The 25,854-nt window shown below is 63.9% G+C and carries 26 protein-coding genes, 1 tRNA gene, 1 pseudogene and 1 riboswitch; of the genes and pseudogenes, 14 read left to right on the top strand and 14 right to left on the bottom strand.

All coding sequences use genetic code 11. The annotated features are described in order from the left end of the window. The first annotated feature begins 71 nt into the window (after window positions 1-71). From Atep_RS03705 to Atep_RS03670, 8 genes are all read left to right on the top strand, one after another. The gene (locus Atep_RS03705) at window positions 72-467 is read left to right on the top strand and encodes a hypothetical protein (RefSeq protein WP_236786441.1); all 396 of its coding nucleotides are present in this window, start codon (window positions 72-74) and stop codon (window positions 465-467) included. 313 nt (window positions 468-780) lie between these two features. Then, window positions 781-987, top strand: a complete 207-nt coding sequence (locus tag Atep_RS03700) for a DUF4391 domain-containing protein (RefSeq protein ID WP_213380329.1) — start codon at window positions 781-783, stop codon at window positions 985-987. A gap of 37 nt (window positions 988-1,024) precedes the next feature. After that, on the top strand, window positions 1,025-1,465 hold the full coding sequence (locus tag Atep_RS03695; RefSeq protein WP_213380328.1) for a GxxExxY protein: 441 nt from the start codon (window positions 1,025-1,027) through the stop codon (window positions 1,463-1,465). Continuing rightward, the gene (locus tag Atep_RS03690; protein ID WP_213380327.1) at window positions 1,462-3,360 is read left to right on the top strand and encodes a site-specific DNA-methyltransferase; all 1,899 of its coding nucleotides are present in this window, start codon (window positions 1,462-1,464) and stop codon (window positions 3,358-3,360) included. Before Atep_RS03695 ends, Atep_RS03690 begins: the two co-directional genes overlap by 4 nt. Then, window positions 3,360-4,565, top strand: coding sequence for an AAA family ATPase (locus Atep_RS03685; protein WP_213380326.1), 1,206 nt, complete (start codon window positions 3,360-3,362; stop codon window positions 4,563-4,565). Before Atep_RS03690 ends, Atep_RS03685 begins: the two co-directional genes overlap by 1 nt. Further along, the gene (locus Atep_RS03680; RefSeq protein ID WP_213380325.1) at window positions 4,562-5,173 is read left to right on the top strand and encodes a DUF4276 family protein; all 612 of its coding nucleotides are present in this window, start codon (window positions 4,562-4,564) and stop codon (window positions 5,171-5,173) included. Before Atep_RS03685 ends, Atep_RS03680 begins: the two co-directional genes overlap by 4 nt. Continuing rightward, window positions 5,170-8,148 carry a type III restriction-modification system endonuclease gene (locus tag Atep_RS03675; protein WP_213380324.1) on the top strand — a complete coding sequence of 993 codons (2,979 nt, stop codon included), beginning with the start codon at window positions 5,170-5,172 and terminating at the stop codon, window positions 8,146-8,148. Before Atep_RS03680 ends, Atep_RS03675 begins: the two co-directional genes overlap by 4 nt. A 73-nt stretch (window positions 8,149-8,221) precedes the next feature. Further along, window positions 8,222-8,377 carry a hypothetical protein gene (locus Atep_RS03670; protein WP_213380323.1) on the top strand — a complete coding sequence of 52 codons (156 nt, stop codon included), beginning with the start codon at window positions 8,222-8,224 and terminating at the stop codon, window positions 8,375-8,377. A gap of 24 nt (window positions 8,378-8,401) precedes the next feature. Here the strand turns inward: Atep_RS03670 and proB are convergent, their stop codons facing one another. The 4 genes from proB to rplU all read right to left on the bottom strand — a co-directional run bounded on the left by proB (window position 8,402) and on the right by rplU (window position 11,406). Further along, window positions 8,402-9,526 carry a glutamate 5-kinase gene (gene proB / locus Atep_RS03665; RefSeq protein ID WP_213380322.1) on the bottom strand — a complete coding sequence of 375 codons (1,125 nt, stop codon included), beginning with the start codon at window positions 9,524-9,526 and terminating at the stop codon, window positions 8,402-8,404. Window positions 9,527-9,571: 45 nt separating this feature from the next. Further along, a complete protein-coding gene (cgtA, locus tag Atep_RS03660; RefSeq protein ID WP_213380321.1) occupies window positions 9,572-10,684 on the bottom strand; it encodes an Obg family GTPase CgtA in 1,113 nt (370 codons plus the stop codon). Between the two features lie 136 nt (window positions 10,685-10,820). Continuing rightward, window positions 10,821-11,078 carry a 50S ribosomal protein L27 gene (gene rpmA / locus Atep_RS03655; RefSeq protein ID WP_213380320.1) on the bottom strand — a complete coding sequence of 86 codons (258 nt, stop codon included), beginning with the start codon at window positions 11,076-11,078 and terminating at the stop codon, window positions 10,821-10,823. Window positions 11,079-11,091: 13 nt separating this feature from the next. After that, window positions 11,092-11,406, bottom strand: coding sequence for a 50S ribosomal protein L21 (gene rplU / locus Atep_RS03650; RefSeq protein ID WP_012971351.1), 315 nt, complete (start codon window positions 11,404-11,406; stop codon window positions 11,092-11,094). Window positions 11,407-11,669: 263 nt separating this feature from the next. Between rplU and Atep_RS03645 the strand changes: the two genes are divergently transcribed. After that, window positions 11,670-12,638, top strand: coding sequence for a polyprenyl synthetase family protein (locus tag Atep_RS03645; RefSeq protein ID WP_213380319.1), 969 nt, complete (start codon window positions 11,670-11,672; stop codon window positions 12,636-12,638). Window positions 12,639-12,653: 15 nt separating this feature from the next. Continuing rightward, window positions 12,654-12,730: transfer RNA gene (locus Atep_RS03640), tRNA-Pro, on the top strand. A gap of 149 nt (window positions 12,731-12,879) precedes the next feature. On the opposite strand, the gene Atep_RS03635 is transcribed toward Atep_RS03640, so the two are convergent. Further along, complete coding sequence (locus Atep_RS03635) at window positions 12,880-13,275, bottom strand: PAS domain-containing protein (protein WP_236786439.1); 396 nt, start codon at window positions 13,273-13,275, stop codon at window positions 12,880-12,882. A gap of 22 nt (window positions 13,276-13,297) precedes the next feature. On the opposite strand from Atep_RS03635, the gene rsxA reads away from it, so the two are divergent. The 4 genes and pseudogenes from rsxA (at window position 13,298) to Atep_RS03615 (ending at window position 17,933) form a co-directional block, all read left to right on the top strand. Beyond that, window positions 13,298-13,789, top strand: a complete 492-nt coding sequence (rsxA, locus tag Atep_RS03630) for an electron transport complex subunit RsxA (protein WP_213381410.1) — start codon at window positions 13,298-13,300, stop codon at window positions 13,787-13,789. Between the two features lie 55 nt (window positions 13,790-13,844). Next, a pseudogene (locus Atep_RS03625) lies at window positions 13,845-14,525 on the top strand (RnfABCDGE type electron transport complex subunit D); the annotation flags it as partial. Window positions 14,526-14,606: 81 nt separating this feature from the next. Further along, window positions 14,607-15,716 (top strand): FAD:protein FMN transferase, encoded by a 1,110-nt coding sequence (locus Atep_RS03620; RefSeq protein ID WP_236786435.1) that lies wholly within the window; start codon window positions 14,607-14,609, stop codon window positions 15,714-15,716. A gap of 180 nt (window positions 15,717-15,896) precedes the next feature. Then, window positions 15,897-17,933, top strand: coding sequence for a sodium-translocating pyrophosphatase (locus tag Atep_RS03615; protein ID WP_213380318.1), 2,037 nt, complete (start codon window positions 15,897-15,899; stop codon window positions 17,931-17,933). Window positions 17,934-17,966: 33 nt separating this feature from the next. Here Atep_RS03615 and Atep_RS03610 read toward each other — a convergent pair whose 3' ends face one another. The 9 genes from Atep_RS03610 to Atep_RS03570 all read right to left on the bottom strand — a co-directional run bounded on the left by Atep_RS03610 (window position 17,967) and on the right by Atep_RS03570 (window position 25,780). Then, on the bottom strand, window positions 17,967-18,398 hold the full coding sequence (locus tag Atep_RS03610; protein ID WP_213380317.1) for a type II toxin-antitoxin system VapC family toxin: 432 nt from the start codon (window positions 18,396-18,398) through the stop codon (window positions 17,967-17,969). Continuing rightward, window positions 18,395-18,658: a FitA-like ribbon-helix-helix domain-containing protein gene (locus tag Atep_RS03605; protein ID WP_236786432.1), complete on the bottom strand. Its 264-nt coding sequence runs from the start codon at window positions 18,656-18,658 to the stop codon at window positions 18,395-18,397. The genes Atep_RS03610 and Atep_RS03605 overlap by 4 nt, the downstream gene beginning before the upstream one ends. A 75-nt stretch (window positions 18,659-18,733) precedes the next feature. Then, window positions 18,734-20,050 carry an MFS transporter gene (locus Atep_RS03600; protein ID WP_213380316.1) on the bottom strand — a complete coding sequence of 439 codons (1,317 nt, stop codon included), beginning with the start codon at window positions 20,048-20,050 and terminating at the stop codon, window positions 18,734-18,736. Window positions 20,051-20,268: 218 nt separating this feature from the next. Then, on the bottom strand, window positions 20,269-21,126 hold the full coding sequence (gene metF, locus Atep_RS03595; RefSeq protein ID WP_213380315.1) for a methylenetetrahydrofolate reductase [NAD(P)H]: 858 nt from the start codon (window positions 21,124-21,126) through the stop codon (window positions 20,269-20,271). Window positions 21,127-21,205: 79 nt separating this feature from the next. Then, on the bottom strand, window positions 21,206-22,612 hold the full coding sequence (gene ahcY / locus Atep_RS03590) for an adenosylhomocysteinase (RefSeq protein WP_213380314.1): 1,407 nt from the start codon (window positions 22,610-22,612) through the stop codon (window positions 21,206-21,208). A 21-nt stretch (window positions 22,613-22,633) separates the two neighbouring features. Further along, a riboswitch (S-adenosyl-L-homocysteine riboswitch) is annotated at window positions 22,634-22,726 on the bottom strand. A gap of 174 nt (window positions 22,727-22,900) precedes the next feature. Next, window positions 22,901-23,185, bottom strand: coding sequence for a hypothetical protein (locus Atep_RS03585; protein ID WP_213380313.1), 285 nt, complete (start codon window positions 23,183-23,185; stop codon window positions 22,901-22,903). A 54-nt stretch (window positions 23,186-23,239) separates the two neighbouring features. Continuing rightward, window positions 23,240-24,439 (bottom strand): GTPase, encoded by a 1,200-nt coding sequence (locus Atep_RS03580; protein ID WP_213380312.1) that lies wholly within the window; start codon window positions 24,437-24,439, stop codon window positions 23,240-23,242. Window positions 24,440-24,450: 11 nt separating this feature from the next. Beyond that, complete coding sequence (locus tag Atep_RS03575; RefSeq protein WP_213380311.1) at window positions 24,451-25,164, bottom strand: YcjF family protein; 714 nt, start codon at window positions 25,162-25,164, stop codon at window positions 24,451-24,453. Window positions 25,165-25,525: 361 nt separating this feature from the next. Beyond that, window positions 25,526-25,780, bottom strand: coding sequence for a hypothetical protein (locus Atep_RS03570; RefSeq protein ID WP_213380310.1), 255 nt, complete (start codon window positions 25,778-25,780; stop codon window positions 25,526-25,528). Window positions 25,781-25,854 lie beyond the last annotated feature (74 nt).

Raw genomic sequence — 25,854 nt, 5'->3', positions numbered from 1 at the left:
CGTGTTCGGCTATCGGTGGGGCAACACTTGCACGCATCGAAGCGCGGGCCGAGGACCTGGAAGAGATCGACATGTCGATCGACGACCTCGACCTCGACGACCCCGCCTTCGAGAGTCTGGTCGTGGGCCGCAAGGTCAAGGTGCTGCTCAAGGATGTGGACCTCGTGCGCTGGAAGCAGGACCTGATCGAGGACCGCAACCGGCTGGCCACACTGGTGTCCGCCACGCAGCAGGTGAGTGCCGAGCGCGACGCCAAATTGGCCGAGCTACGCGCACAAGTGCCGCCACCCGATCAACCAGGGCAACCGCAAGGTGATCGTCTTCACCGCCTTCGCCGACACCGCCCGCTACCTCTACGAGCAGCTCGCGCCTTGGGCCAAGACGACCCTCGGTATGGACTCAGCGCTGTTGACATCCTCCCCGGCCTGAAGGCCGGAGATTCCTACGGCGACGAGGCGCGGCATTGAGCCGCCCATGAGTCGCTTCGGGGGGTTCCTGGGCCGAGTGCGCAACCGCTGCTCGTATCTCCACAGGCGTAACTTCCGGCATGTCCTGCCGTAGGTCGGCATGGTTATCGCCGACAATGGAATTATAGGACGGCTCCGCCGTCCGCGCTATCCTTCCCCGCCCTGAACGGCGGGGCTTGTCGCGCACCGGGTCACCGGCGCGGGTAGCAACCAGACCACGCTTTTGGTGATCCTGCCGGAGGTATCCGCTTGAACGCCGCCGAGGTCATCGCCGCGCTCGAACTGCCGCCCGGCGCACGGGTGGACCGCCGCGGTGACCGGTCGTTTTGCGATGGCCACGTCGGCCGATCAGGCGGCCGCCCGACGCGAGGCGCTGCGCGAATGCGCCCGGTTGGACGCTGAGATCGCCCGCTTGCGCAAGGCCGCAGAGAAGGAGCGGCAGGTGCCGCGGCAGGTTGAACTGAACCTGGAACTCAAGCGCGCCGAGGCCGCCCGCGCTGAAGTGGGGAAAAGGCTATGAACTCACGCGGAGGCGCGGAGAACGCGGAGAAGACTGGATGAAAGAGATAGACGACATCACGGGCGCCATCGTCGATGCCGCCTATGTGCTGCACACCGGGCTGGGGCCGGGACTGCTGGAGTCGGTGTACGAGGCTGTCCCGGCACGCGAGCTCGAACACCGCGGATTGAGCGTCGAACGCCAGAAGATCATCCGATTCGAATACGACGGCATGGTCTTCGAAGAGGGCCTGCGGCTCGATCTGCTGGTGGAGGATCGCGTCATTGTGGAACTGAAATCGGTGGAGAAGCCGGCCCCAGTTCATCCCAAACAGCTTCTCACCTACTTGCGCCTGATGCAGCTCCCCGTCGGACTCTTGATCAATTTCGGTGCGCCCACGCTCAAGGAAGGCCTGCAGCGCGTGGTCAACCACTATTCCCCGTCTCACTCCGCGTCGCCGCGCCTCCGCGTGAACCAGAGTTCTGGAGAACCAAAATGAAGAAGCTGACCGCCAACGACCCCGAGACCAAGAGCCCCGACCTTGTCGCCGAGAACATCGCCCGGTTCAAGGCGCTGTTCCCGGAATTGGTGACCGAGGGGCCGGACGGCGCCGCCGTGAACGTGGACGTGCTCAAGCAGTTGGTAGGCGACAAGACCGTTACCGACTGTGATGAGAAGTACGGCCTCAACTGGCACGGCAAGCGCCGCGCGCGGCAGCTCGCGCTCACGCCCTCCACCGGCACGCTGCGCCCCTGCCCCGAGGACAGCGTAGACTGGGACACCACGCAGAACCTGATGATCGAGGGCGACAACCTGGAGGTGCTCAAGCTCCTGCAGAAGAGCTACGCGGGGAAGGTGAAGCTCATCTACATCGACCCGCCGTACAACACGGGCCGCGACTTCATCTACAAGGACGACTTCCGCGACAACATCCGCAACTACAAGCGACTTACCGGCCAAGTGGACGACGAGGGCTCGCCGCTGACGAGCAACCCTGATACGAGCGGGCGGTTTCATACAGATTGGTTGAACATGATGTATCCGAGGTTGAAGGTCGCACACGCCTTGCTGCGGCGTGATGGGGTGTTGTTCGTCTCCTGCGACGACAACGAGGTAGCCAATCTGCGAATCGTGCTCGACGAAATCTTTGGCGCCGAAAACTTCATCGCCAGCGTTATCTGGCAGAAGATCTATTCGCCGAAGAACGCAGCCCGCCATTTCTCCGAGGACCACGACTATATCCTGGTCTATGCCCGAAGCACCGAGACCTGGCGGCCGCGGCTTCTACCTCGCACCGAGGCAATGGAGGCCCGCTACGACAATCCGGACAACGACCCGAGAGGGCTGTGGATGTCGGACAACCTTACAGCCCGTAACTATTACAGCGAGGGGGTCTATCCGGTGACCTGCCCGTCCGGGCGGGTGATCGAGGGGCCGCCGCCGGGAACGTATTGGCGTGTTTCCAAGGAAAAATTCGAGGAGTTGGACCGGGACAACCGTATCTGGTGGGGCCAAGATGGTAACAACATGCCTAGGCTCAAGCGGTTCCTCTCCGAGGTGCAGCAAGGCCGGGTGCCCCAGACCCTGTGGTCCTACAAGGAGGTGGGCCACACCCAGGACGCCAAGAAAGAATTGCTGGAGCTGGTGCATTTCGAGCACCGGGACAACGTGCTCGACACCGTCAAGCCCACCTCCCTCGTCCGGCGCATGTTGCAGATCGCCACCGCGCCGGAAGACGGAAATATCGTGCTCGATTTCTTCGCCGGTTCTGGCCCCACCGGCCACGCGGTGCTGGAGCAAAACCGGCAGGACGGCGGCAACCGGCGCTTCGTGTTGGTGCAGATCCCTGAGCCATTGCCCAAACCGGAAACCCACCTCCGCACCCTGGCCGACATCACCAAAGAACGCCTCCGCCGCGCCGGAAAAAAGCTCAAGGAAGAGCACCCGGATTGGGATGGCGACACCGGCTTTCGCGTCTTCAAGCTCGACTCCAGCAACATCCGCGCCTGGGAGCCGGACCGCCATAACCTGGACCAGACGCTGCTCGACCACGTGGAGCACATCAAAGAGGGCCGCACCGAGCAGGACATCCTCTACGAGCTGCTGCTCAAGCTCGGCCTCGACCTGTGCGTGCCGATCGAAACCAGGACCATCGCCGGCAAGGCCGTGCATAGCATCGGCGGCGGCGTGCTGCTGGCCTGCCTCGCCACGGAAATCACCCGCGAGGAGGTGGAACCGTTGGCCCAAGGCATCGTCGCCTGGCACCAGGCGCTCGCCCCGGCAGCCGATACCACCTGTGTCTTCCGCGATAGCGCCTTTGCCGACGACGTGGCCAAGACCAACCTCGCCGCGATTCTTGAGCAGGCCGGCATCGCCAACGTCAGGAGTTTGTGATGAGTGAATTCTTGGAACCGCCGCGTGTAGAGGCTCTGCATGTGCGGAATTACCGTGCCCTGCGAGATGTGCGCTTGGATTACCTCACGCCGCTGAACGTGTTGCTCGGCCCCAACGGCAGCGGCAAGTCCACGGTCTTCGACGTGTTCGCCTTTCTGTCCGAGTGTTTCGGTGAAGGACTGCGCAAGGCGTGGGATCGGCGAGGTCGCTTCCGGGAACTCCGGAGTCGGGATTCGGAAGGCCCCATCGTGATTGAGCTCCAATACCGGGAAAAGCCGGGCACGCCGCTGATCACCTATCACCTGGAAATCGACGAAAAAGATCGGGGGCCGGTGGTCAAACGTGAGTTTTTACGCTGGAAGCGGACCCACCCGGGGGCCCCCTTTTACTTTCTCGATTATCGCGAAGGAGTAGGCAAGGTCATTACCGGGGAACAGCCGGAATCGCAGGACAAACGTATTGAAAAGCCTCTTTCCGGACCGGATGTGCTGGCGGTGAACACTCTGGGGCAGCTCGCGGAGAACCCGCGGGTGATCGCCCTGCGCCACTTCATCACCGGCTGGCATCTTTCGTACCTTTCCGCCGACGCGGCACGGGGCAACCCGGAGGCAGGGGCGGAAGAACGGTTGTCCCAGACGGGCGACAACCTGGCCAACGTCATTCAATACCTGGGCGAGGAACATCCGGAACGCTTGAACAAGATTTTTGAGACCTTGAAACGCCGTGTCCCCCGCATCGAGGAGGTGACCTCCCGCCCGCTGGACGACGGCCGCCTGCTGCTGCAGGTCAAGGATGCACCCTTTTCTTCCCCGGTGCTGGCGCGCTTCGCCTCGGATGGAACACTGAAGATGCTGGCCTACCTGATCCTGCTCTACGATCCGGAACCACCGCAGCTCATCGGCATCGAAGAGCCGGAAAACTACCTCCACCCCCGGCTTCTGCCGGAACTGGCGGAAGAGTGTGACATGGCTTCGGAGCGCACTCAGCTCATCGTGACCACCCACTCCCCCTTCTTTATTGATCGGCTGCGTCCTGAACAGGTGCGGGTGCTCTATCGAGGCGCCGATGGCTACACCCGGGCGAAGCGGGTAGCGGATATGCCCGCCATCAGGGAATTTCTTGCAGAGGGGGCATCCTTGGGGGATCTGTGGATGGAGGGACATTTCGACGTGGGCGACCCCCTGGCTCCCGAGGAAGGGGCATGAGCCGACTGGAACTGCTCGTGGAGGAGCCCTCCATGGAAGAGGCTTTGCGGCACCTGCTGCCGAAGATCATCGGGAATCGCGCCGAGTGGAAGGTGATCAACATGCGCAGCAAGGGGCGGCTCATGAAAGAGCTCCCTGACCGGCTCCGCGGCTACAAAAGGCGGATGGATGGAGGCGAGGAAATCAAGGTCATCGTCTTGATCGATCGGGACAACGACGACTGTCACGCCTTGAAACGGCAACTTGAAGACATGGCTCGCAACGCCGGATTGCAGACAAAAACGGCTGCGGGAACGGGTGGTGCTGCTTTCCAGGTGGTCAATCGCATCGCCATCGAGGAGCTGGAGGCTTGGTTCATGGGCGATACCGCGGCGCTGCAACGTGCTTTTACCTCGTTGGGCGGTGTCCGGTTCCCGAACTCCTTCAACAATCCCGACAACGGCGGCACCTGGGAGCGGCTGCACCATTTCCTCAAACAAAACGGCATCTACCGTAACAGTTTTCCCAAGATCGACGCGGCCCGGAATATTGCCAAACACATGGAACCCGAACGCAATCGCTCGCGCAGTTTTCAATGCTTTCTGCAAGGCGTGGTGGCCTGTCTATGAAGCTTCATTTCGAACCCAACCTCGACTACCAGCTCGAAGCCATCGAGGCGGTGTGTGATCTGTTCCGCGGGCAGGAGATCTGCCGCACGGAGTTCACCGTCACGCGGCAGACGAGCCTGGCGTTTGCCAAGAGCGACCCGGGCGTCGGAGACCTTGGCGTCGGCAACCGTCTGACGCTGCTCGACGATGAGATTCTCGCCAACCTCCGCGACGTTCAGATCCGCAACGGCCTTGCGCCGTCGGAGACCCTGGCCTCGGGCGACTTCACGGTGGAGATGGAGACCGGCACCGGCAAGACCTACGTCTACCTGCGCACGATCTTCGAGCTGAACAAGCGCTACGGCTTCACCAAGTTCGTGATCGTGGTGCCGTCGGTGGCCATCAAGGAGGGTGTGTACAAGTCGCTCCAGATCACCGAGGAGCACTTCAAGAGCCTGTACGCGGGCGTGCCTTTCGACTACTTCCTGTACGATTCGGCCAAGCTCGGCCAGGTGCGCAACTTCGCCACCAGAGCCGGCATCCAGATCATGGTGGTCACCGTCGGGGCCATCAACAAGAAGGATGTCAACAACCTCTACAAGGACAGCGAGAAGACCGGCGGCGAGAAGCCCATCGACCTGATCAAGGCCACCCGCCCCATCGTTATCGTGGACGAGCCGCAGAGCGTGGACGGCGGCCTCCAGGGCCAGGGCAAGGCCGCGCTCGACGCGATGAACCCGCTGTGCACGCTGCGCTACTCGGCCACCCACGTGGACAAGCACCACATGGTTTACCGGCTGGACGCGGTGGATGCCTTTGAAAAGCGGCTGGTGAAGCAGATCGAGGTGGCCTCGGCCACGATCGAGGATGCACACAACAAGCCCTACGTGCGCCTGATCTCAGTGAGCAACAAGAAGGGCACGATCAGCGCGCGGGTCGAGCTGGACATGCAGACCGCGGGCGGCAAGGTGCGGCGGCAGGAAGTCACCGTGCAGGACGGCGACAACCTGGAGCAGACCACCGGCCGGGCGATGTACGCCAACTGCCGCATCGGCGAGATCCGCGCGGCGAAGGGCAATGAATATCTCGAGCTGCGTGTACCCGGCGGCGAGCTGTACCTGAAGCCGGGTCAGGCTTGGGGCGATGTGGATGCGCTGGCTGTGCAGCGCGAGATGATCCGCCGCACCATCCGCGAGCATCTCGACAAGGAGAAGCGCCTGCGGCCGCAGGGCATCAAGGTGCTGTCGCTCTTCTTCATCGACGAGGTGGCCAAGTACCGGTCGCACGACGCCGACGGCAACCCGGTGAAGGGCGACTACGCGCGCATCTTCGAGGAGGAGTACCGGCGCGCGGCGAACCTGCCCGACTACCGCACGCTCTTTCAGGAAGTGGACCTCACGCGCGCCGCCGAGGAGGTGCACAACGGCTACTTCTCCATCGACAAGAAGGGCGGCTGGACCGACACCGCCGAGAACAACGCCAGCAATCGCGAGAACGCCGAGCGCGCCTACAACCTGATCATGAAGGAGAAAGAGAAGCTGCTCAGCTTCGACACGCCGCTCAAGTTTATCTTCTCCCACTCCGCGCTCAAGGAAGGCTGGGACAACCCCAACGTCTTCCAGATCTGCACGCTGCGCGACATCCAGACCGAACGTGAGCGGCGCCAGACGATCGGCCGGGGCCTGCGCCTGTGCGTCAACCAGCAGGGCGAGCGCGTCCGCGGCTTCGAGGTCAACACGCTCACCGTGGTGGCGATGGAGAGCTACGAGCAGTTCGCCGAAAACCTGCAGAAGGAGATCGAAGAGGACACCGGCATCCGCTTCGGCGTCGTCGAGCCGCACCAGTTCGCCGGCATACCGGTTAGCCAACCCGACGGCGGCACGGTGCCGCTTGGCGTGGAGCAGTCCAGGGCGCTATGGGAACATCTCAAGGCCGCGGGGTACATCGACGCCAAGGGCAAGGTTCAGGATTCGCTCAAGCAGGCGCTGAAGGACGACACGTTGGTGGTGCCCGAGCCCTTCGCCGCGCAACGCGACCAGATCACGGCCGTGCTCAAGAAGCTCGCCGGGCGGCTGGAGATCAGGAACGCCGATGAGCGCCGCCAGGTGCGCACCCGCCAGGCGGTGCTGCACAGCCCCGAGTTCAAGGCGCTGTGGGACCGCATCAAGCACAAGACCACCTATCGGGTGCAATTTGACAACGAGAAGCTGATCGAGCGCTGTATCCGCGCGGTGCGGGAGGCGCCCGCGATCCCGAAGACGCGTTTGCAATGGCGCAAGGCTGACATCGCCATCGGCAAGGCGGGCGTGGAGGCGACCGAGCGGGACGGCGCGGCGACCGTGGTGATCGACGAAGGCGACATCGAGCTTCCCGACTTGCTCACGGAGCTGCAGGACCGAACGCAGCTCACGCGCCGCAGCATCCAGCGCATCCTGAGCGGCAGCGGGCGCCTCAAGGACTTTAAGCGCAACCCGCAGGCCTTCATCGAGCTGACGGCCGAAGCCATCAACCGGTGCAAGCGGCTGGCGGTGGTGGACGGCATCAAGTATCAGCGACTGGGCGATGAGCACTACTACGCGCAGGAGCTGTTCGAGCAAGAGGAGCTGACCGGCTACCTCAAGAACCTGCTCGACGCCAACAAGGGCGTCTACGAGCAGATCGTCTACGACTCGGACACGGAGCGAACCTTCGGCGACCAGCTTGAAAAGAACGACGCCATCAAGGTGTACGCGAAGCTGCCGGGTTGGTTCACCGTGCCGACGCCGCTCGGCAGCTACAACCCGGACTGGGCGGTGCTGGTGGAGAAGGACGGGGCGGAGCGGCTGTACTTCGTGGTCGAGACGAAGAGCGGTTTGTTCGCCGACGATCTGCGGGACAAGGAGCGGGCCAAGATCGAGTGCGGGAAGGCGCACTTCAAGGCGCTGGAGGAGGACGGAGAGTCGCCTGCGCACTATGTCGTGGCGCGGACGGTGGATGAGGTGCTGGCGGCTTCATGATGTCCAAGAGCGCAGCGCGGGGGTGCGCACGAAGGTGTGCAGCGAGTCCCAGGCGCTATCGACGCCCGGAACCTTGATTGCCTTGGCTGCCGAGGAGACACAAGCTCTCGTACCCTTCGTCGATCTGCCGGCCATCCGTACCGGCTACAGGGAACAGGCCGGGTGGTCCGCCCTGAAGGGATTGAACTGGCGGATGACGGCGCTCGAAGAGCACGCCCAGTATCGGTGACGGCCCAGCTGCAATGACCGCCGGTCAGGTCAACACCAGATTGTCGCGATGGATCAGTTCCTCATCGTCGAGATAGCCGAGGATGGACTCGAAACTCGACGACGGACGGCCCCGGATGCGCTCGGCTTCATCCGCGTCATAGTTGACCAGACCGCGCGCGATCTCCTGTCCGGCCTCGTCGAGACAGATGACGACCTCACCGCGATTGAAACGCCCCTGCACCGCCTTCACGCCCACGGCCAGCAGACTGGTGCCCTTCTCGCGCAAGGCACGCACCGCGCCCGCGTCCAGCACCAGCCGACCACGCGCCTGGAGATGACCCGCCAGCCACTGCTTGCGCGCCGCCTGCGGCCCCTGGAAGGGAATCAGCAGCGTACCGACCGACTCACCCGCACCGATGCGGTTCAAGACCTGCTCACCCCGTCCGGGCGCGATGATGGTCGGCGTCCCCGAGCGTGCCGCCAGACGCGCCGCACGCACCTTCGTAACCATGCCGCCTGTACCGAGCCCGGTGACGCTGCCGCCGGCGACCTCATCGAGCAGCGGATCACTGACCCAGGTCTCGGGGATGAGCCTGGCGTCCGGGTTCTTGCGCGGATCCTGGTCGAAAAGCCCATCCTGATCGGTGAGCAGGATCAGCAGATCGGCCTCGATCAGATTAGCCACCAGCGCGGCCAGGGTGTCGTTGTCGCCGAAGCGTAGCTCGTCGGTCGCGACCGTGTCGTTCTCGTTGATGACCGGGATCACGCCCAATTTCAGCAGCGTGCGCAGCGTGCTGCGCGCATTGAGATAGCGCGCGCGGTCGGACAGATCGTCGCGTGTCAGCAGCACCTGGGCCGTATGCAGTCCGCGCGCCTGGAAACAGTCCTCATAGGCTCGCACCAGCCCCATCTGACCGATGGCCGCCGCCGCTTGCAGCTCATGCAGCGTCTTGGGCCGACGCCGCCAGCCCATGCGCGCCATGCCTTCAGCCACGGCACCTGAGGACACCAGCACGATTTCATGACCCGCCTGACGGCGCGCACTCATCTGCTCGACCCAGGGCGCCAGCATGGCGCGCTCCAGGCCCTGGCCGTCGCGCGTCAGGAGCGCACTGCCGATCTTGACCACCCAACGCCGCGTACCTGGAATCCTGTCTCGCGAGATCATGCTGCAACCGCGCTCAGAGTGTTGAAGTTGTTATCGTATCCGTGTTCAATCCAGAGGATGCCAGTCGCCGGTCGCCGAGTCGTCGAACTCATCCCAGTCGGAAGCGCCCGCGTCGGACTGAACGGTGCCGGTACTGTCGGGGTCGGTCTTGAGCGCTTCCAGGCGATACATCAGATCATTGATCAGCGTCTCGGTCCCGGCGCCGGTGAGCGCCGAGATGGTATGGACAGGCCCGCGCCAGTCGAGCTGTTCGACGATCTGCGCCCGCCGCGCTTCATAGTCTTCCGGTTCGAGCCGATCGATCTTGTTGAGCACCAGCCAGCGTTCCTTGTCCGGCAGCCCGGCGCCGAAGGCATCCAGCTCGGCCTCGATCTTGCGCACCTGATCGGCCGGATCCGGACTCTCGTCGAGCGGGGCGATGTCGACCAGATGCAGCAGCAGGCGCGTGCGCGCCAGATGCTTCAGGAAGTGAATGCCCAGCCCCGCCCCCTCGGCCGCGCCCTCGATGACACCCGGAATATCGGCGATCACGAAGCTGCGCCGCTCACCGACCCGTACCACGCCCAGATTCGGATAGAGCGTGGTGAAGGGATAGTCGGCGACCTTGGGCCGCGCGCTGGAGACCTTGCGGATCAGCGACGACTTGCCGGCATTCGGGAAACCGAGCAGCCCGACATCGGCCAGCAGGATCAGTTCGAGGAACAGATCGCGCCGCTCGCCCGGCGTGCCCGGCTTGGACTGACGCGGCGCGCGGTTGGTGCTCGACTTGTAACGCGCATTGCCGATGCCGTGGAAACCGCCCTGCGCCACCAGCAGCCGCTGACCCGGTTCGAGCAGCTCGCCGATCAGCTCCTCGGTCGCCTGATCGAAGACGCGCGTGCCGACCGGAACCGGGACCGTCAGATCCTGCCCGCTGCGCCCGGTCATGTGCTTGCCCTTGCCGTTCTCGCCGCGCTCGGCGCGATGCTTGCGCAGATAGCGGAAATCGACCAGGGTGTTGATGTTGTTGTCGGCGATCAGATAGACACTGCCGCCGTCACCGCCATCACCGCCGTCCGGACCACCCTTGGGGATGTACTTCTCGCGTCGAAAACTCACACAGCCGTTTCCGCCATCGCCGGCCTCGACCCGAATGACGGCCTCGTCGACGAATTTCATAGTTTTGATCTCGAAAAAGAAAAAGCCCCGCCCGAGGGACGAGGCTTCGCGATCGGCGCGAACAGCGTGATCGAGACAGGCCGGCGAGTGGTTCGAAGAACCGTCGCGGCAGGCCGCGCGCCGATGCGACGCGAACTCAGGCGCTCTCGACAGTGACGAACTTGCGGTTCTTCGGACCCTTGGTGATGAACTTCACCACGCCGTCGGTCAGCGCGAACAGGGTGTGATCCTTGCCGCAACCGACGTTGACGCCGTTGTGGAAACGGGTGCCGCGCTGACGCACGATGATGCCGCCCGCCCGGATCTGCTGGCCGCCGAAGATCTTGACGCCCAGTCGTTTGGATTCGGAATCGCGGCCGTTGCGTGAACTGCCGCCTGCTTTTTTGTGTGCCATGGATGCTGACTCCTCAGCCGGCGCTGATGCCGGTGATCTTGACCGCCGTGAACCACTGACGGTGGCCCTGGCGCTTCATGTGATGCTTGCGACGACGGAACTTGATGATCTTGACCTTCTTGGCGCGGCCGTGCGACTCGACGGTCGCCGTCACCTTGCCGCCGGCCAGGTAAGGCTTGCCGACCTTGACATCATCGCCATCGGCCACCATCAAGACCTGCTCGAAATCGACGCTGTCGCCGGCCTCGGCGGTCAGCTTCTCGATCTTGACCGTGTCACCTTCGGAAACCCGGTATTGCTTGCCACCGGTTTGAATGACCGCGTACATGTTCTGAAGATCCCCAGGAGTGTTCGGATAGGGCCGACGCTCCGCGCCGGAACAAAGAAGCGGAATTTAATCAGAAAATCCCTGTTGGGTCAACGCCCGAAACCACATCCCGGTCCAAAACTGCCCAAATGTCGGCAAGCTGTCGACCGGGAGCGCCAAATTGCGTACCCTTCTCGAATCGACAGCCGGAGGCGCTCGGCTTGACAGCCTTTCGCCCCCGCCCCTAGCATCCGCCGCCATTCCACGATAGATCCCAGACACGCATGGACCTTTCCAGGATTCGACAACCCGTCGCCGAGGACATCAAGGCCGTCGACGCCTTGATCCTGCGCCGACTTCAATCCGACGTGGTGCTGATCAACCAGATCGGACACTACATCGTCAACAGCGGCGGCAAGCGGCTGCGTCCGCTCTCGGTGCTGCTCGCCGCGCGCGCCTGCGGCTATAGCGGCGAGCGCCACATCGACCTCGCGGCCATCGTCGAGTTCATCCACACCTCGACCCTGCTGCACGACGACGTGGTCGACGGCTCGGAACTGCGGCGCAATCGCGAGACCGCCAATGTGGTCTGGGGCAACGACGCCAGCGTGCTGGTCGGCGACTTCCTCTACTCGCGCTCGTTCGAGATGATGGTCGATGTCGGCAGCATGCGGGTGATGGAGGTGCTGGCGCACGCCACCAACCGCATCGCCGAGGGCGAGGTATTGCAGCTGCTCAACGAGCGCGATCCGGACACGGACGAGGCGCGCTACATGGAGGTCATCAGCCGCAAGACCGCGACCCTGTTCGAGGCCGGCACCCGACTCGGCGCCGTGCTCGCCGAGTCGCCGCCCGAGATCGAGGACGCCATACGCGAATACGGTCTCTGTCTCGGCATCGCCTTCCAGCTCGTCGACGATGCGCTCGACTACAGTGTCGATAATGCCGAGCTGGGCAAGAACGTCGGCGACGATCTCGACGAAGGCAAGCCGACCCTGCCGATCATTCGCGCCATGGACGTCGGCACGCCCGAGCAGCGCGCCCTGCTACGTGATGCCATCGAGCATGGCGGACGCGATCGCATCGAATCCGTCACGGCGGCTATTGCGTCCACCGATGCGATCGACTATACTACGCAGCTCGCACAGTCCTACGCGGCACGGGCCAAAGACGCTCTCGAACGTCTACCCGCTTCGCCCGCGAACGACGCACTCGCCATGCTGGCGGATTTCGCGGTCGCTCGCACGTATTGACGGCGTATCGATTCACGGGGTGTAGCTCAGCTTGGTAGAGCGCTGTCTTCGGGAGGCAGAAGTCGCAGGTTCGAATCCTGTCACCCCGACCAATTTTCTCGAATGAAATCAACCGGCTAAGGCCGGTTTTTTCATGTCTGACTCGACTGCATTCCCTCCAGTGTGCAAATCAGTGTGCAAATGCACCGCTGATCGGTTCTGCTTCGGCTGATCGAGAACGGCGGCGGCCGAGGCCAGGTCGTCAGGTCGCAGATGCGCATAGACCCGAGCCGTGATGGCCACATCGCCATGTCGGAGTTTGTTGACGTTCACCCGCACCCCGGCCTCGCGCGGCTCCGCCGGCAGGGCGGCGGTGATTGCCGGTGCGGCATCGAGTACCGGTCTCCAGGCGTGCCTTCTGTTGGTGCACCGCACCTTCCAACTCGTGCACCTTTGTCACATCACGGTGCATACCGAGGAAATACTTGAGATCGCCGTCGCGGTCGATGACGGGCGCGATGGTCAGCTCCGCCAGATAGTCCCCGCCCCACTTGGTGCGGTTGACCAGGGTGCCGCTCCAGCTCTGGCGCGCGAGGATGGTGCGCCAGAGTTGTTCGTAGACGCGCGCGGGGGTGGCGTTGAACGTGGTGCCGGTCAAGTTTCTCGGGCTGTGCCCCTTCATGGGGGTGTCGGGCAAGCTCGACTCGGCGCTCGGGATGGGGCTGGCGACCACCTTCGTCCTGACCCTGGCGGCGGTGGCCGGCTGGGTGCTGGAGCATGCGCTGCTCCAGCCGCTCGGACTCGGCTTTCTGCGCATCCTCACCTTCATCCTGGTGATCGCCGCCGTGGTGCAGTTCACCGAGCTGGCGATGCGCAAGATCTCGCCGACGCTCTATCAGGTGCTGGGGCTCTATCTGCCGCTGATCACGACCAACTGCGCGGTGCTGGGCGTGGCACTGCTGAACGTACAGGAGGACCACAGCTTTCTGCAAAGCGCGCTCTATGGCCTGGGGTCGGCGCTCGGCTTCACCCTGGTGATGGTCATCTTCGCCGGGATGCGCGAGCGGCTGGCGCTGGCGCAGGTGCCGGCGGCCTTCTCCGGCGTGCCCATCGCTTTAATCGCCGCCGGGCTGTTATCGCTGGCGTTCATGGGTTTCGCGGGACTGGCCTAGGAGTCGAAACAGCATGTTCACTGCCATCGTCAGTCTCACCACACTCGGTCTCGCCCTCGGCGGTCTGCTCGGAGTGGTCGCCAAGCAGGTGTTCGGCGGTGTCGGCCAGAATCTGTTCAATCCGGCGATGGTCGCGCGCGTGGCGCTCCTGATCGCCTTTCCGCTGGAGATGACGAGTTTCGTCGCGCCCACGCCGCTGTTCTCCGCCGAAGCACCGGGATTGATCGAAAGTCCGGCCATCACCTTCGGCGGTCAGGGCTTCGACGCCTTCAGCGGGGCCACGGTACTCGGTCAGGTGCGCACCGAGCTGGGCCAGGGTGAGACGCTGGCGACCATTCTGCCCGATCTCTATACACCACTCTCGGGCGCGCTCGGCACGGTCGCCGGCAGTCTCGGTGAGACCTCGGCGCTGTTGCTCCTGTTCGGTGGGCTGTTCCTGCTCTACAAGCGCGTCATCACCTGGCACATCCCGGTGTCGCTGCTCGGCACCATCGCGGTGCTGGCCACGCTCATGCATCTGCTCGACCCCGCGCACTATGCCGATCCGCTCTATCACTTGGTCTCGGGCGCAACCCTGCTCGGGGCCTTCTTCATCGCGACTGATCCGGTGACATCGCCCGTCTCGGCGCGTGGTCAGCTCATCTTTGGGGCCGGCTGCGGACTGCTGATCTATGTCATCCGCACCTGGGCCGGTTATCCCGAGGGCGTGGCCTTCGCGGTGCTGCTGATGTGCACCACCGCTGCCGAGATGAGCGTGCTCCGGGTGATTTCCGCCTAAAATGCCCTCCACCGTACTTCGGTCGTCGAGGACCACCCCATGCGCTTTCATCATCCGATCCGGCGGAGCACCGACACGGGTCTCGGGTTCGCCGCCCAGGCGGCATTACTCTTCGTCTCGCTGCTCACCCTGAGCGGCTGTGCCGAACGAACCACCCCCATGATCGAGCTGTCCGGCCCGACCATGGGCACCTATTACTCGGTCAAGATCGCCCGCCCGCCCCAAGGATTGAGCGCCGAGACCCTGGAACAGGAACTGATCCAGGTGCTCGACGCCGTCATCGCCGAGATCTCGACCTATGATCCGAACTCGGAGCTGTCGCGCCTGAACGCCAATCCGAGCACCGACTGGATTCCGGTCTCCGCGAATCTGTTCGCCGTCATCGCCGAGGGCCGGCGCATCGCCGAACTGACCGATGGGGTCTATGACGTGACCATCGGCCCGCTGGTCAACCTCTGGGGCTTCGGTCCCGAGCGTCGCCCCGACCGCCTGCCCACCGAGGCCGAGATCCAGGCCGCGCGCGAGCGCGTCGGCTACCTCAAGCTCGAACTGCGCGACTCCCCGCCCGCCGTGCGCAAGGCACGCGGCGATCTCTACATCGATCTCTCGTCACTCGGCGAGGGCTATGGCGCGGATCGGCTCGTCGACTGGCTGGAGTCGCGCGGCGTCACGGACTACATGGTCGCCATCGCCGGGGCCATCCGCGCCAAGGGGCTCAACGCCAAGGGCCGACCCTGGGGCATCGCGATCGAACAGCCGCTGCCCGACCGACGTGCCGTACATCGCGTCGTCCCGGTCTCGGGACATGCACTCTCGACCTCGGGCGACTATCGCAACTTCTTCGAGAAGGACGGCAAGCGCTATTCGCACGAGATCGACCCTCGGACCGGCGCCCCGGTCGACCGCAAGCTCGGCTCGGTCACCGTGATCGGCGATGTCGGGATGGTCGTCGATGGGTTGGCCACCGCGCTCATGGTGTTGGGTGAGGAACATGGTCCGGCGCTCGCCGAGACTCAGGGGATCGCGGCCTATTTCATCGTGCGCGACGGCGAGGACTTCAAAGGCATCGCCTCGACCGCCTTCCAAGGCTATCTGGACGCCGCCGCGCCGGACGCGGATTCAGTCCGGAAAACAAATGCCGAGCATTGAGAAAATAAAGACGACCAAAAGCGCCACGCGCTCGGAAACCGACAATTTCTTTGTGTTAAAGTTCGGTGCCGTTTTTTGGCGGCACATCGGTTCGTCCGAAGCCGTATTCCAGACGTTGCGATTGCCGCCACCATTGATCGGCCAACTCCAACGCTATAACCCGTAAACGGGGGGATACGTATGTCGACAGATTTCGTTCTTTGGCTCGCCATCGGCTCTGGGGGCCTGGCCATCGCCTTCGGCCTCGCGGTCGTGGCCTGGATCACCGCCCAGTCGGCCGGTTCCGAACGGATGCGGGAGATCGCCGCCGCCGTCCAAACCGGCGCTCGGGCTTACCTCAATCGGCAGTACACCACCATCGGCCTGGTGGGCGCGGGACTCTTTCTCGTGCTCTGGCTGTTTCTCGATCTGGCCACGGCGGGCGGCTTCGCCGTCGGCGCGATTCTCTCGGGTCTCGCTGGTTATATCGGCATGAACGTGTCGGTGCGCGCCAACGTGCGTACCGCGCAAGCCGCTACCGTCAGCCTGGAATCGGCCCTGGCCATCGCCTTCCGCGGCGGCGCCGTGACCGGCATGCTGGTGGTCGGTCTGGGTCTGATCGGCGTGGCCGGCTACTTCATGTATCTGGGCGCCAACGAAGCGGCGCTCCATGCCCTGGTCGGTCTGGCCTTCGGCGGCTCGCTGATCTCCATCTTCGCCCGACTGGGCGGCGGTATCTTCACCAAGGGCGCCGACGTCGGCGCCGACTTGGTCGGCAAGGTCGAGGCCGGCATCCCCGAGGACGACCCGCGCAACCCGGCGGTCATCGCCGACAACGTGGGCGACAACGTCGGCGACTGCGCCGGCATGGCCGCCGACCTGTTCGAGACCTACGCCGTCACCATCATCGCCACCATGGTTCTGGGCGGACTCATGTTCAAGGGCGCCGACGGCGACGTGAACATGGACTATGTCCTCTATCCGCTCGCCCTGGGCGCGGTCTCCATCATCGCCTCGATCGTCGGCGCCTTCTTCGTCAAGGCCAACGAGGGCGGCAAGATCATGAACGCCCTCTATCGCGGTACGGCGGTCGCAGGCGGTCTGGCGTTCGTCTTCTTCGCCATCGTCACCGGCCTGATCATGGGCGAGCACTTCTTCTCGATGCTGTTCTGCGCGCTCATCGGTCTGGGCCTGACGGCGGCGCTGATGTTCATCACCGAGTACTACACGGCGACCGAGTACCATCCGGTCCAGTATGTCGCCGAGGCCTCGCAGACCGGACATGCCACCAACGTCATCGCGGGTCTCGCGGTTTCCATGAAGTCCACCGCCCTGCCGGTGCTCGCCGTCTGCGTCGGGATCTGGGCCGCCTATCTGGCCGCCGATCTCTACGGTATCGCCATCGCCGCCACCGCCATGCTGTCGATGGCCGGCATGATCGTCGCCCTCGACGCCTATGGCCCGATCACCGACAACGCCGGCGGTATCGCCGAGATGTCCGGTCTGCCCGAGGACGTGCGCAAGACCACGGACGCGCTCGACGCCGTCGGCAACACCACCAAGGCCGTGACCAAGGGTTACGCCATCGGTTCGGCGGGTCTGGCGGCGCTGGTGCTGTTCGCCGACTACACCCACAACCTGGAAGTCGCCGACAAGATGCAGGTCTTCAGCCTGTCCGATCCGGCGGTCATCATCGGTCTGTTCATCGGCGGTCTGGTGCCCTATCTGTTCGGCGCCATGGCGATGGAGGCCGTCGGTCGCGCGGCGAGCTCCGTGGTGATCGAGGTGCGCCGTCAGTTCCGCGAGATCAAGGGCATCATGGAGGGCACGGCCAAGCCGGATTATTCGCGCGCCGTCGATCTGCTGACCCGTGCGGCGATCAAGGAGATGGTCATCCCCTCGCTGCTGCCGATCCTGGTTCCGGTCGCGGTGGCCATCGGCATGAACATCCTCATGGGCGACGGCGCCGGTATCCGCGCGCTCGGCGGTATGCTGATCGGCACCATCGTCACGGGTCTGTTCGTCGCGATCTCGATGTGTACCGGCGGCGGCGCCTGGGACAACGCCAAGAAGTATGTCGAGGAAGGCAACTTCGGCGGCAAGGGGTCCGAGACCCACAAGGCGGCCGTTACGGGCGACACCGTCGGCGATCCCTACAAGGACACCGCCGGTCCGGCCATCAACCCGCTGATCAAGATCATCAACATCGTGGCGCTGCTCCTGGTGCCGCTGCTCTGATCGCGATCCGGCCCGTTTGAAGCAAGGCGCGGCTCAGACCGCGCCTTGTTCGTTCCAGGGATTGACGACCGGAGTGCGGAGATCCTCGAAATGGCGCGTGTTGCGGGTCGCGAGGGTGGCGTTGCGGGCTTCGCAGATTCCGGCGATCTGAGTGTCCCGCATATCCACGGGACGCCCTGCTCGACGCCGTTCACCGGCCAACCTCGCGGCCTGATCGGCCGCCGCTGTGTCAAATGCCAATACGCGACCTTCCAGGTCTTCGTCGAGCAAGGCCGTGAAGGCTTCCTCCAGGGCGCGCCGAAGCTTGCCGTGCGCCAGTTGATGCAGGCCGTAGCGGATCTCGAACACGTTGATCGCAGTCGTCCAGACGGACTCGGCGGGTTGCTGATCGAGCCAGTCCACGACGCCGGCCTCCGGCTGCGATTGCATCAAGGCGGACAGCACGTTGGTATCGAGGACGATCATTGGTCGAACGTCGCTGCCCGCGCCTCGGAACCCTGGAGTTCGGGCAGATCCGTGTCGAGTCCCTGGCCTCTGAAACGAGCGGCAATGCGTGAACCCAGCCGACTGGGCGGGGCTTGCTCTTGACGAACCGCATTCCGGAGAATCTCGCGGATTTCTTCTTCCATGCTATTTCCGTGACGCGCGGCGCGGCGCTTGAGTCCCTGTTTGACGACATCTTCCAGCTCTCTGACGATGACTTGTGCCATGACAGCTTTACCCATGAGCGGCATTTCGTAATAGATAGCATGATAGCACGCCGATGAGGGCATGCTACGCGCCTATTCGAACGCCGAAGTTCAGACCTTCTCCAGCGCCACAGCCGGCTTGGCCGGTCCGCTCAGCCGCACGACCACACAGAGCACCAGCAGCCCCACATTGACCGCACCCACCAGCACGAAGGGCGCATAGGGTGCGACCCCATCGAACAGCCGCCCGCCGATCGCCGTGATGATCAGGATGCCGATCGCACCGGCGACATTGAACGCGCCCATCACCGAGCCGCGCTTGTTCAGCGGCGCCTCCTGCCCCACGAGCGACTGCGAGGCCAGGTAGACGCTGATCTGACCGATGCCGAGCAGCACGCAGAAGAACCAGGCCGAGCCGGGCGTCGGGTCGACCATCCAGATCACCGCCAGATTGCCGACGGCCGCCAGCGCCATCGACAGCGCCAGTCCCGTCACCCGGTCCATCCGGTCCATGAACGGCCCCATGATCGGCGCCCACACCAGAGCCGAAACCTGAGCCAGCACGAAGATGATGGTGCCGTTCTTGACCGCCTCGGCCGAATCCATCCCCGCCGCCAGCCCAGCCGTCGTGCCCCACAGGATCAGGAAGACGGCATTGACCGACTGATCGCCGCGCGCGATGAAGGCGGCCAGATACGCGAGCAGGATGCGCGGATTGCGCGCCTGTGCGAAACCGCTGACGAACAGATCGCGCACCGACGGGCGTTCCTCATGATGCATCGGCGTGCCCTTCTGGAGTCCCAGCCAGACCATAACCGCCACCACCACCGCGATGCCGGCCACGATGTAATGGGTGACATAACCCGCCTGGACAGCCTCCATCCCATGCGCCGTCAGACTTTTCGGCAGCCCGCCGAAGAACTGGTTGATGACGACGATCCCCAGCCCGCTGAGCACCCCCACGGTGGCCACCAGCTTGCCGCGGGAGCGTTCGGCCGGATAGTCGGCCATCACGGTCGAGAGCGCCGTGGCGACCGTGACCACGCCCAGCGCATAGACGATGCGGTAGAGATAGAGTTCGTCGACCGAGCCGGCCATCGGATAGAGGACATAGGTCACGGCCAGCAGCATAAAACCGATGGCGAAGATCAGACGCCGGCCGACACGGTCGACCAGGATGCCGGCGGGGATGAACAGCGCCAGGGTGATGATCTCGGTCCAGAACACCAGATCGCCGCTGATGGTGCCCTGCACGTCGGTCGGGATGCCGAGATGGGCGTTGAGGATATAGGTCTGCCCGACGGCGATGAAGGTCATCAGACCGATGGAGAAGAAGGCGCCGAACAGCAGGGTCGCGGCCTGCATGCGCGTGACGCTGGGTGCAAGGTGGATCGGGCCGAGTCGGTAGAGTCGATCGAGGTCGGACATGGCGTGGGTCTCAGGCCGGGTGGCCGGGGGTGGTTGATGGATGCAATGGCGCATTATTCCATCCGCCGCGCGGCACGTCTCGACCGGAGCGACCCGTCATGCAGAGATGCAGAAAAGAAAAAGCCGCCCCAAATCAGTAGGCGGCCTTGAGCAAGGAGGAGTGGATGATTTCGGTGGCTGAGATTAGCAACCCGGAACCATGAATGATTTGAAAATTCTCAATCCGACAGGCCCAATTCAGACCACAGGCGCGTCACCGGCCCGGATTGATTCATGGTGTAGAAGTGCAGTCCGGGTGCGCCGCCCTCGATCAGCCGACGACAGAGGCCGAGCACCACCTCGTGCCCGAAGGCGCGGATACTCTCGACATCGTCGCCATAGCCTTCGAGCCGCCGCCGGATCCAGCGCGGGATCTCGGCCCCGCAGGCGTCCGAGAAGCGCGCGAGCTGGGTGTAGTTGGTGATCGGCATGATGCCGGGAACGATGGGGATGGCGATCCCGGCGCGCTCACAGCTCTCCACGAAGCCGAAATAGGCATCGGCGTTGTAGAAATACTGCGTGATGGCAGCCTCGGCGCCCGCCTCCACCTTGCGCTTGAAGTTCTCCAGATCGCGCGCCGGGCTTCCCGATTGCGGGTGATACTCGGGATAGGCCGCGACCTCGATCACGAAGGCGTCGCCGAACTCGGCGCGCACGAAGCTCACCAGCTCGTTGGCATAACGGAAGTCGCCGCTGTTGCCCGCGCCCATGCCGGAGGGCAGGTCGCCGCGCAGCGCCACCAGGCGATTGATGCCCTGCTCGTGGTAGTGCGCCAGGATCTCGCGCACCTGATCGCGCGTCGAGCCGATACAGGCCAGATGCGGCGCGGTGTCGATGCCCTGCGCACGCAGCCAGGCGACGGTCTCGAACGTCCCTTCGCGGGTCGAGCCGCCCGCCCCATAGGTCACGGAGAAATACGCCGGACCCAGGGCATCGATCTTCGGGATTTCTTGCTTGAGCTTGTCCATCCCCTCGGCGGTCTTGGGGGGGAACAGCTCGACACTGTAGACCCGCTTCGGGGTCTCGGATGTTGTCATGCGGCAGGCTCCAAAATGACAGCGCCGGTCGCGCACCGAGGCACGCGACCGGCGATTCAGGACGACGGACGATCCGTCATCAGTAGCGATAATGATCCGGCTTGTACGGACCCTCGACCGCCACGCCGATGTAGTCGGCCTGGGTCTTGGACAGCACCGTCAGCCTGGCGCCGATCTTTTCGAGATGCAGCCGCGCCACGTCCTCGTCGAGATGCTTGGGCAGCACATAGACGCCGACCGGATACTGCTCGGTCTTGGTGAACAGCTCGATCTGCGCCAGCACCTGGTTGGTGAAGCTGTTGGACATGACGAAGCTCGGATGCCCGGTCGCGCAGCCCAGATTCACCAGACGGCCCTTAGCCAGCAGGATGATGCGCTTGCCGTCGGGGAAGATGACGTGATCGACCTGCGGCTTGATCTCCTCCCACTCATACTTGGCGATGCCGGCGACATCGATCTCGTTGTCGAAGTGACCGATGTTGCAGACGATGGCCTGATCCTTCATCGCCGCCATGTGGTCATGGGTGATGACGTTGAGGTTGCCGGTGGCGGTGACGAAGATGTCGGCGACCGGGGCCGCGTCTTCCATGGTCACGACACGATAGCCTTCCATCGCGGCTTGCAGCGCGCAGATCGGGTCGATCTCGGACACCCACACGGTGGCGCCCAATCCACGCAGCGACTGGCAGCAGCCCTTGCCCACGTCGCCATAGCCGCAGACCATGGCGATCTTGCCGGCGATCATGACGTCGGTGGCACGCTTGATGCCGTCGACCAGCGACTCGCGGCAGCCGTAGAGGTTGTCGAACTTGGACTTGGTGACGGAATCGTTGACGTTGATGCCGGGGAACAGCAAAGTGCCGCTCTTGGCCATCTCATAGAGACGGTGCACACCGGTGGTGGTCTCCTCGGTCACGCCCTTGATGTCGGCGGCGAGCTTGTGCCAGTGCTCGCGGTCGCGCTCGAAGGTGCGGCCCAGCACGCCGAGGATCGCGGTCCATTCCTCGTTGTCGTCGGCCTTGGGCGCAGGCACGGCGCCGGCCTTCTCGAACTCTACACCCTTGTGGACCAACAGGGTCGCGTCGCCGCCGTCGTCGAGGATCATGTTCGGACCCTTGCCGTCGGGCCAGTTGATGACCTGCTCGGTGCACCACCAGTATTCCTCCAGGGTCTCGCCCTTCCAGGCATAGACCGGGATGCCGCGCGCCGCAATGGCGGCGGCGGCGTGGTCCTGGGTGGAGAAGATGTTGCAGGAGCACCAGCGCACCTGGGCGCCGAGATCGACCAGGGTCTCGATCAGCACGGCGGTCTGGATGGTCATGTGCAGGCTGCCGGTGATGCGCGCGCCGGCCAGCGGCTTGGAAGCGGCGTACTTGCGGCGGATGGCCATCAGACCGGGCATTTCGGTCTCGGCGATGGCGATCTCCCTGCGGCCGAAACCGGCCAGATCGATGTCGGCAACCTTGTAGTCGGTGAACTCACTCATGTGAATCAGACCTCGATAGAACGTGAGTGAGCGCCGTTGGAACAGTGAAATCCCGCCACCGAGCCTGGCCGGAATCCAACGTCGTGGATTCGGGTTGCAACGCTCCTCGGTGGAAGGCGTGTCTGGGTTAAAGTGGGGCCATGACGCGGAATTCCTCGCCCGTCATCGCCCTATCCGGCGAAGCGCTTCTGCATCGGGCGGTCATGCGGGTCAAATCGGCATTATAGATCCTACCTTCGGATCGAAGTACATCGTCTTCTTCGTTCGCGAACCGTAGACGATACGCGGTCATGGCGATCGCCATGTCCGGCTCAGCATCCGGCCGGCGAATGATTTGAAAGTGTCGATGAGATTCGGCGCTGTGAGCACGATGTCTTTCGACGTCCTGAACCAACCGTCCTTGCCCAACCCACGTTCGAGCCGTTTCTGCTGTGCCTCGGGCAAAACCTGAATGATGGCCTGCTCCAGGGCCTCACGATTCCAGAGCGGCTCACCGGGACGGATGGCCACCAGCGCACACTGATGCAGGGGCACGTCGAGTTGCTCACAGGCCGCCTGACGCGCCTCGCGCATCTCGCGTTCCTTCAGACCCAGCCCCTGATCCGGGTCATACGGAGGCGTCCACTCCTACGGCGGGTCGAGTTTATCGGCATGGGTCAGCACCAGCGCGCGCGGGATGCGGCGTGCCGTCCGGCTGCGTTCGGTCAGGGCATCGAGTGCGGCCAGCGCGCGTTGATCGGCGGCACGATCGGCGCGATTCGCCGCCGCGACCCACAGCACCAGATCGCTCTGCGCGGCCTGGGCCGGCCAGGGTTCTTTCGGCTGGCCGTCACTGCCGGGACAGTCGACCAGGATCAGCTTACCGGCCTGTGCCGACTGAAATTCATAGGCGCGACAGTCCGCCGTTGCGGGCGTCAGCAAACCAACCGGCTCTCCGGCCTTGCCCAGCAGGGCATTGAGCAGGGCGGACTTGCCGGCATTCCGGCGTCCAGCCGGCAGGATCGTCAGCGGGGCGTCCGGCGTTTCCGGGAGAGGTTGCGGCGCGGTCGGCCGTAACTCATCGACCCGACGCCGATACGTGCCGGAGTACAGCTTGATCGCCGTCTCGCCGGCCTGCTCGATCAGGATCACGCCGACCTGTGCCTTCGCCGTCTCGCCGACAACGCTGAACACCTTGCCCGTCAAACCGCCGCGCAACTCCGCCAACAGCGCCTGGCTCGGATCGACCCAGCGCAACAGACGCAGGACGCTCCACCAGCGGCCGACCGGGCCGGCCAGATCCAGGAGCGTGACGACCCAGGACAGCTCGATGTGCCGAACCATCGGCTGCTCCAGCAGCACCCTCGTGCGCAGACGCTGTGCAAAATCCTCCACCATCAACAGCAGTTCCGGCAGCGTGAAGCGCCACAACGCCGCCTGATCGTCCGGTGAATAGGCTTGAGCCACGTCATGAAAGGCCCCCTGTATCAGGGGAGCGATGGCCTCGAAGCTGTCCAGATCCCCAGCCTCGACGGCTTCAGCACGCCGGCGCACGGCCTGCCGGGCGACGCGCTCGGCCTCCGAGGCCCCTGGAGAGGCGAAAGGCAGCGTGACGCGCGGCGGCTGTGGCCGATGCAGCTTCGACAGCGCCAGCCAGAAGCCAAGCGTGATCAGCAGCACCGAGCCGACCCACCAATACCAGGTCCAACCCTGATGCGCGATGAACCAGACGCCGGCCGCCAGTCCGGCCAGCCATGGAATCAGGATCAGGGCGCCGAGCAGTCCCAGCCACCAGAGTTCGCGCCGATGATGCCGCCTCAATTCACGCCATGCAGACGTCTGCGTCATGTCGGCCGCTCCTATTCACGGTCGCGCTTGAGGGTCTTGTAGCGATCGCGCGCCTCACGCAGAGCTTGATGGTAACGCGCGCGCAGTCGTTCGCGATCCAGGTCTCGTCCGGCGGCCTTCTCGCTGAAGTAGTAGAGCGCCGCCTCGCCGATCGCCCAGGTGATGGCGAAGGTCCAGGAGGCGACGATCGCCGTGCCCCAGCCGAGTCCGACCTTGAGGATCTGCTGCGCCGCCCAACTGCCGCCGAAGCCCAATGCGAAGCCGGCGCCGAGTGCGCCGACGAACTCGCGCCACAGATCCCAGCTGGTCGGAAAACCCAGCCGCTGTGCAATCTGCACGACCATCGCCGCTTGCAGGCTGGCCGACCCCAGTCCGCCGGCCACTGGGACGGGTACGGCGTTCACCGTCGCCGCCGCCATGGCCCAGGGCAGGATCACCTTGGCGCGAATGGCGGTCGAGCGTGTCGTGCATCCGCGCAAACGCTCCGAGACCTCCGGCAGGGTCTGCTCCAGCACGTCCCATAGGCGCTCGGCGCCATAGTCGGCCGGTGCGATGCCCTGTTCCGGGCGCGTGAAGTCCAGCGGCACGAACAGCGGCGGCGCGCCCGGAATCCGATCGAACAGCAGGCGCTGGGCCAGCATGACGCGGCTGAGCGGATAGGGAACGCCGGTGCGGTCGGCATCGTCCAGGCTGCCGTCGAAGGGGTATGGGTGGTAAGCGTTCACACCCCCCTCCCCAACCCTCCCCCACAAGGGGGGAGGGAGTCGGTTCAAACCAGGTTTGAGCCTCTCCCCCTCCCCTGGCGGGAGGGGGCCGGGGGGAGGGGGTCTGAACGGTTACTATGGGTGCTTTTTCACAGCATCCTGATCCGCTACTGTAATTTAGAAACGCTCATGGCCTGAACTGATGCAAATCCAAACCCTTGATCATGCGATAGTGCTTGGAATTAGCCGTCAAAAGCGGCCCACTTAATTCCAAAGCCGTTGCTGCAATCAAATAGCGTGATATCGGGCAAATTTTCAATCTTATCGTAAGCGCCGGCATGACCACGCATGTACCAGATCAGCACATCTGTATCAATCAGCATTAAAATCGCCCTTTACGCAAATTTCTCAAATAGCCGTCGACCGATTCTGTTTCCGAATAGTCCCGCCAGAGACCGAAGAGTTCTTTCGGTTCTGCATCGTTTGGTTCAACGACGGGCAGTACCGGCCCCATGTACTGTGCGGGAAGTTCGTCCAGGATCGTCACCAAGGCTCTATGAACGCCTTTGATGGTTAGCGGCTGATAGAAATGCACTTGTCCACTTTCGTCGATGGCCGGCTCAATGGTTTGGATCATGCTGAGGTTTCCTGTGAGAAAGTTCGTTTTTCGCCGCATCTTGCTGCGATGACAGAGTCACTTCTGCTTTCCAA

The sequence above is a fragment of the Allochromatium tepidum genome, assembly GCF_018409545.1.
GTDB classification, from domain to species: Bacteria; Pseudomonadota; Gammaproteobacteria; order Chromatiales; family Chromatiaceae; genus Thermochromatium; species Thermochromatium tepidum_A.
Note: the sequence above shows the minus strand (reverse complement) of the source record. Positions and strands in the feature narration are given on the sequence as shown.

Bases quoted from the DNA above. Each gene is read 5' to 3' on its own strand.
- Atep_RS03705 (WP_236786441.1), top strand. From the start codon at position 72: ATGTCGATCGACGACCTCGACCTCGACGACCCCGCCTTCGAGAGTCTG.
- Atep_RS03695 (WP_213380328.1), top strand. From the start codon at position 1,025: ATGAAAGAGATAGACGACATCACGGGCGCCATCGTCGATGCCGCCTAT.
- Atep_RS03690 (WP_213380327.1), top strand. From the start codon at position 1,462: ATGAAGAAGCTGACCGCCAACGACCCCGAGACCAAGAGCCCCGACCTT.
- Atep_RS03685 (WP_213380326.1), top strand. From the start codon at position 3,360: ATGAGTGAATTCTTGGAACCGCCGCGTGTAGAGGCTCTGCATGTGCGG.
- Atep_RS03680 (WP_213380325.1), top strand. From the start codon at position 4,562: ATGAGCCGACTGGAACTGCTCGTGGAGGAGCCCTCCATGGAAGAGGCT.
- Atep_RS03675 (WP_213380324.1), top strand. From the start codon at position 5,170: ATGAAGCTTCATTTCGAACCCAACCTCGACTACCAGCTCGAAGCCATC.
- proB (WP_213380322.1), bottom strand. From the start codon at position 9,526: ATGATCTCGCGAGACAGGATTCCAGGTACGCGGCGTTGGGTGGTCAAG.
- cgtA (WP_213380321.1), bottom strand. From the start codon at position 10,684: ATGAAATTCGTCGACGAGGCCGTCATTCGGGTCGAGGCCGGCGATGGC.
- rpmA (WP_213380320.1), bottom strand. From the start codon at position 11,078: ATGGCACACAAAAAAGCAGGCGGCAGTTCACGCAACGGCCGCGATTCC.
- rplU (WP_012971351.1), bottom strand. From the start codon at position 11,406: ATGTACGCGGTCATTCAAACCGGTGGCAAGCAATACCGGGTTTCCGAA.
- Atep_RS03645 (WP_213380319.1), top strand. From the start codon at position 11,670: ATGGACCTTTCCAGGATTCGACAACCCGTCGCCGAGGACATCAAGGCC.
- rsxA (WP_213381410.1), top strand. From the start codon at position 13,298: ATGGGGGTGTCGGGCAAGCTCGACTCGGCGCTCGGGATGGGGCTGGCG.
- Atep_RS03620 (WP_236786435.1), top strand. From the start codon at position 14,607: ATGCGCTTTCATCATCCGATCCGGCGGAGCACCGACACGGGTCTCGGG.
- Atep_RS03615 (WP_213380318.1), top strand. From the start codon at position 15,897: ATGTCGACAGATTTCGTTCTTTGGCTCGCCATCGGCTCTGGGGGCCTG.
- Atep_RS03610 (WP_213380317.1), bottom strand. From the start codon at position 18,398: ATGATCGTCCTCGATACCAACGTGCTGTCCGCCTTGATGCAATCGCAG.
- Atep_RS03605 (WP_236786432.1), bottom strand. From the start codon at position 18,658: ATGGGTAAAGCTGTCATGGCACAAGTCATCGTCAGAGAGCTGGAAGAT.
- Atep_RS03600 (WP_213380316.1), bottom strand. From the start codon at position 20,050: ATGTCCGACCTCGATCGACTCTACCGACTCGGCCCGATCCACCTTGCA.
- metF (WP_213380315.1), bottom strand. From the start codon at position 21,126: ATGACAACATCCGAGACCCCGAAGCGGGTCTACAGTGTCGAGCTGTTC.
- ahcY (WP_213380314.1), bottom strand. From the start codon at position 22,612: ATGAGTGAGTTCACCGACTACAAGGTTGCCGACATCGATCTGGCCGGT.
- Atep_RS03585 (WP_213380313.1), bottom strand. From the start codon at position 23,185: ATGCGCGAGGCGCGTCAGGCGGCCTGTGAGCAACTCGACGTGCCCCTG.
- Atep_RS03580 (WP_213380312.1), bottom strand. From the start codon at position 24,439: ATGACGCAGACGTCTGCATGGCGTGAATTGAGGCGGCATCATCGGCGC.
- Atep_RS03570 (WP_213380310.1), bottom strand. From the start codon at position 25,780: ATGATCCAAACCATTGAGCCGGCCATCGACGAAAGTGGACAAGTGCAT.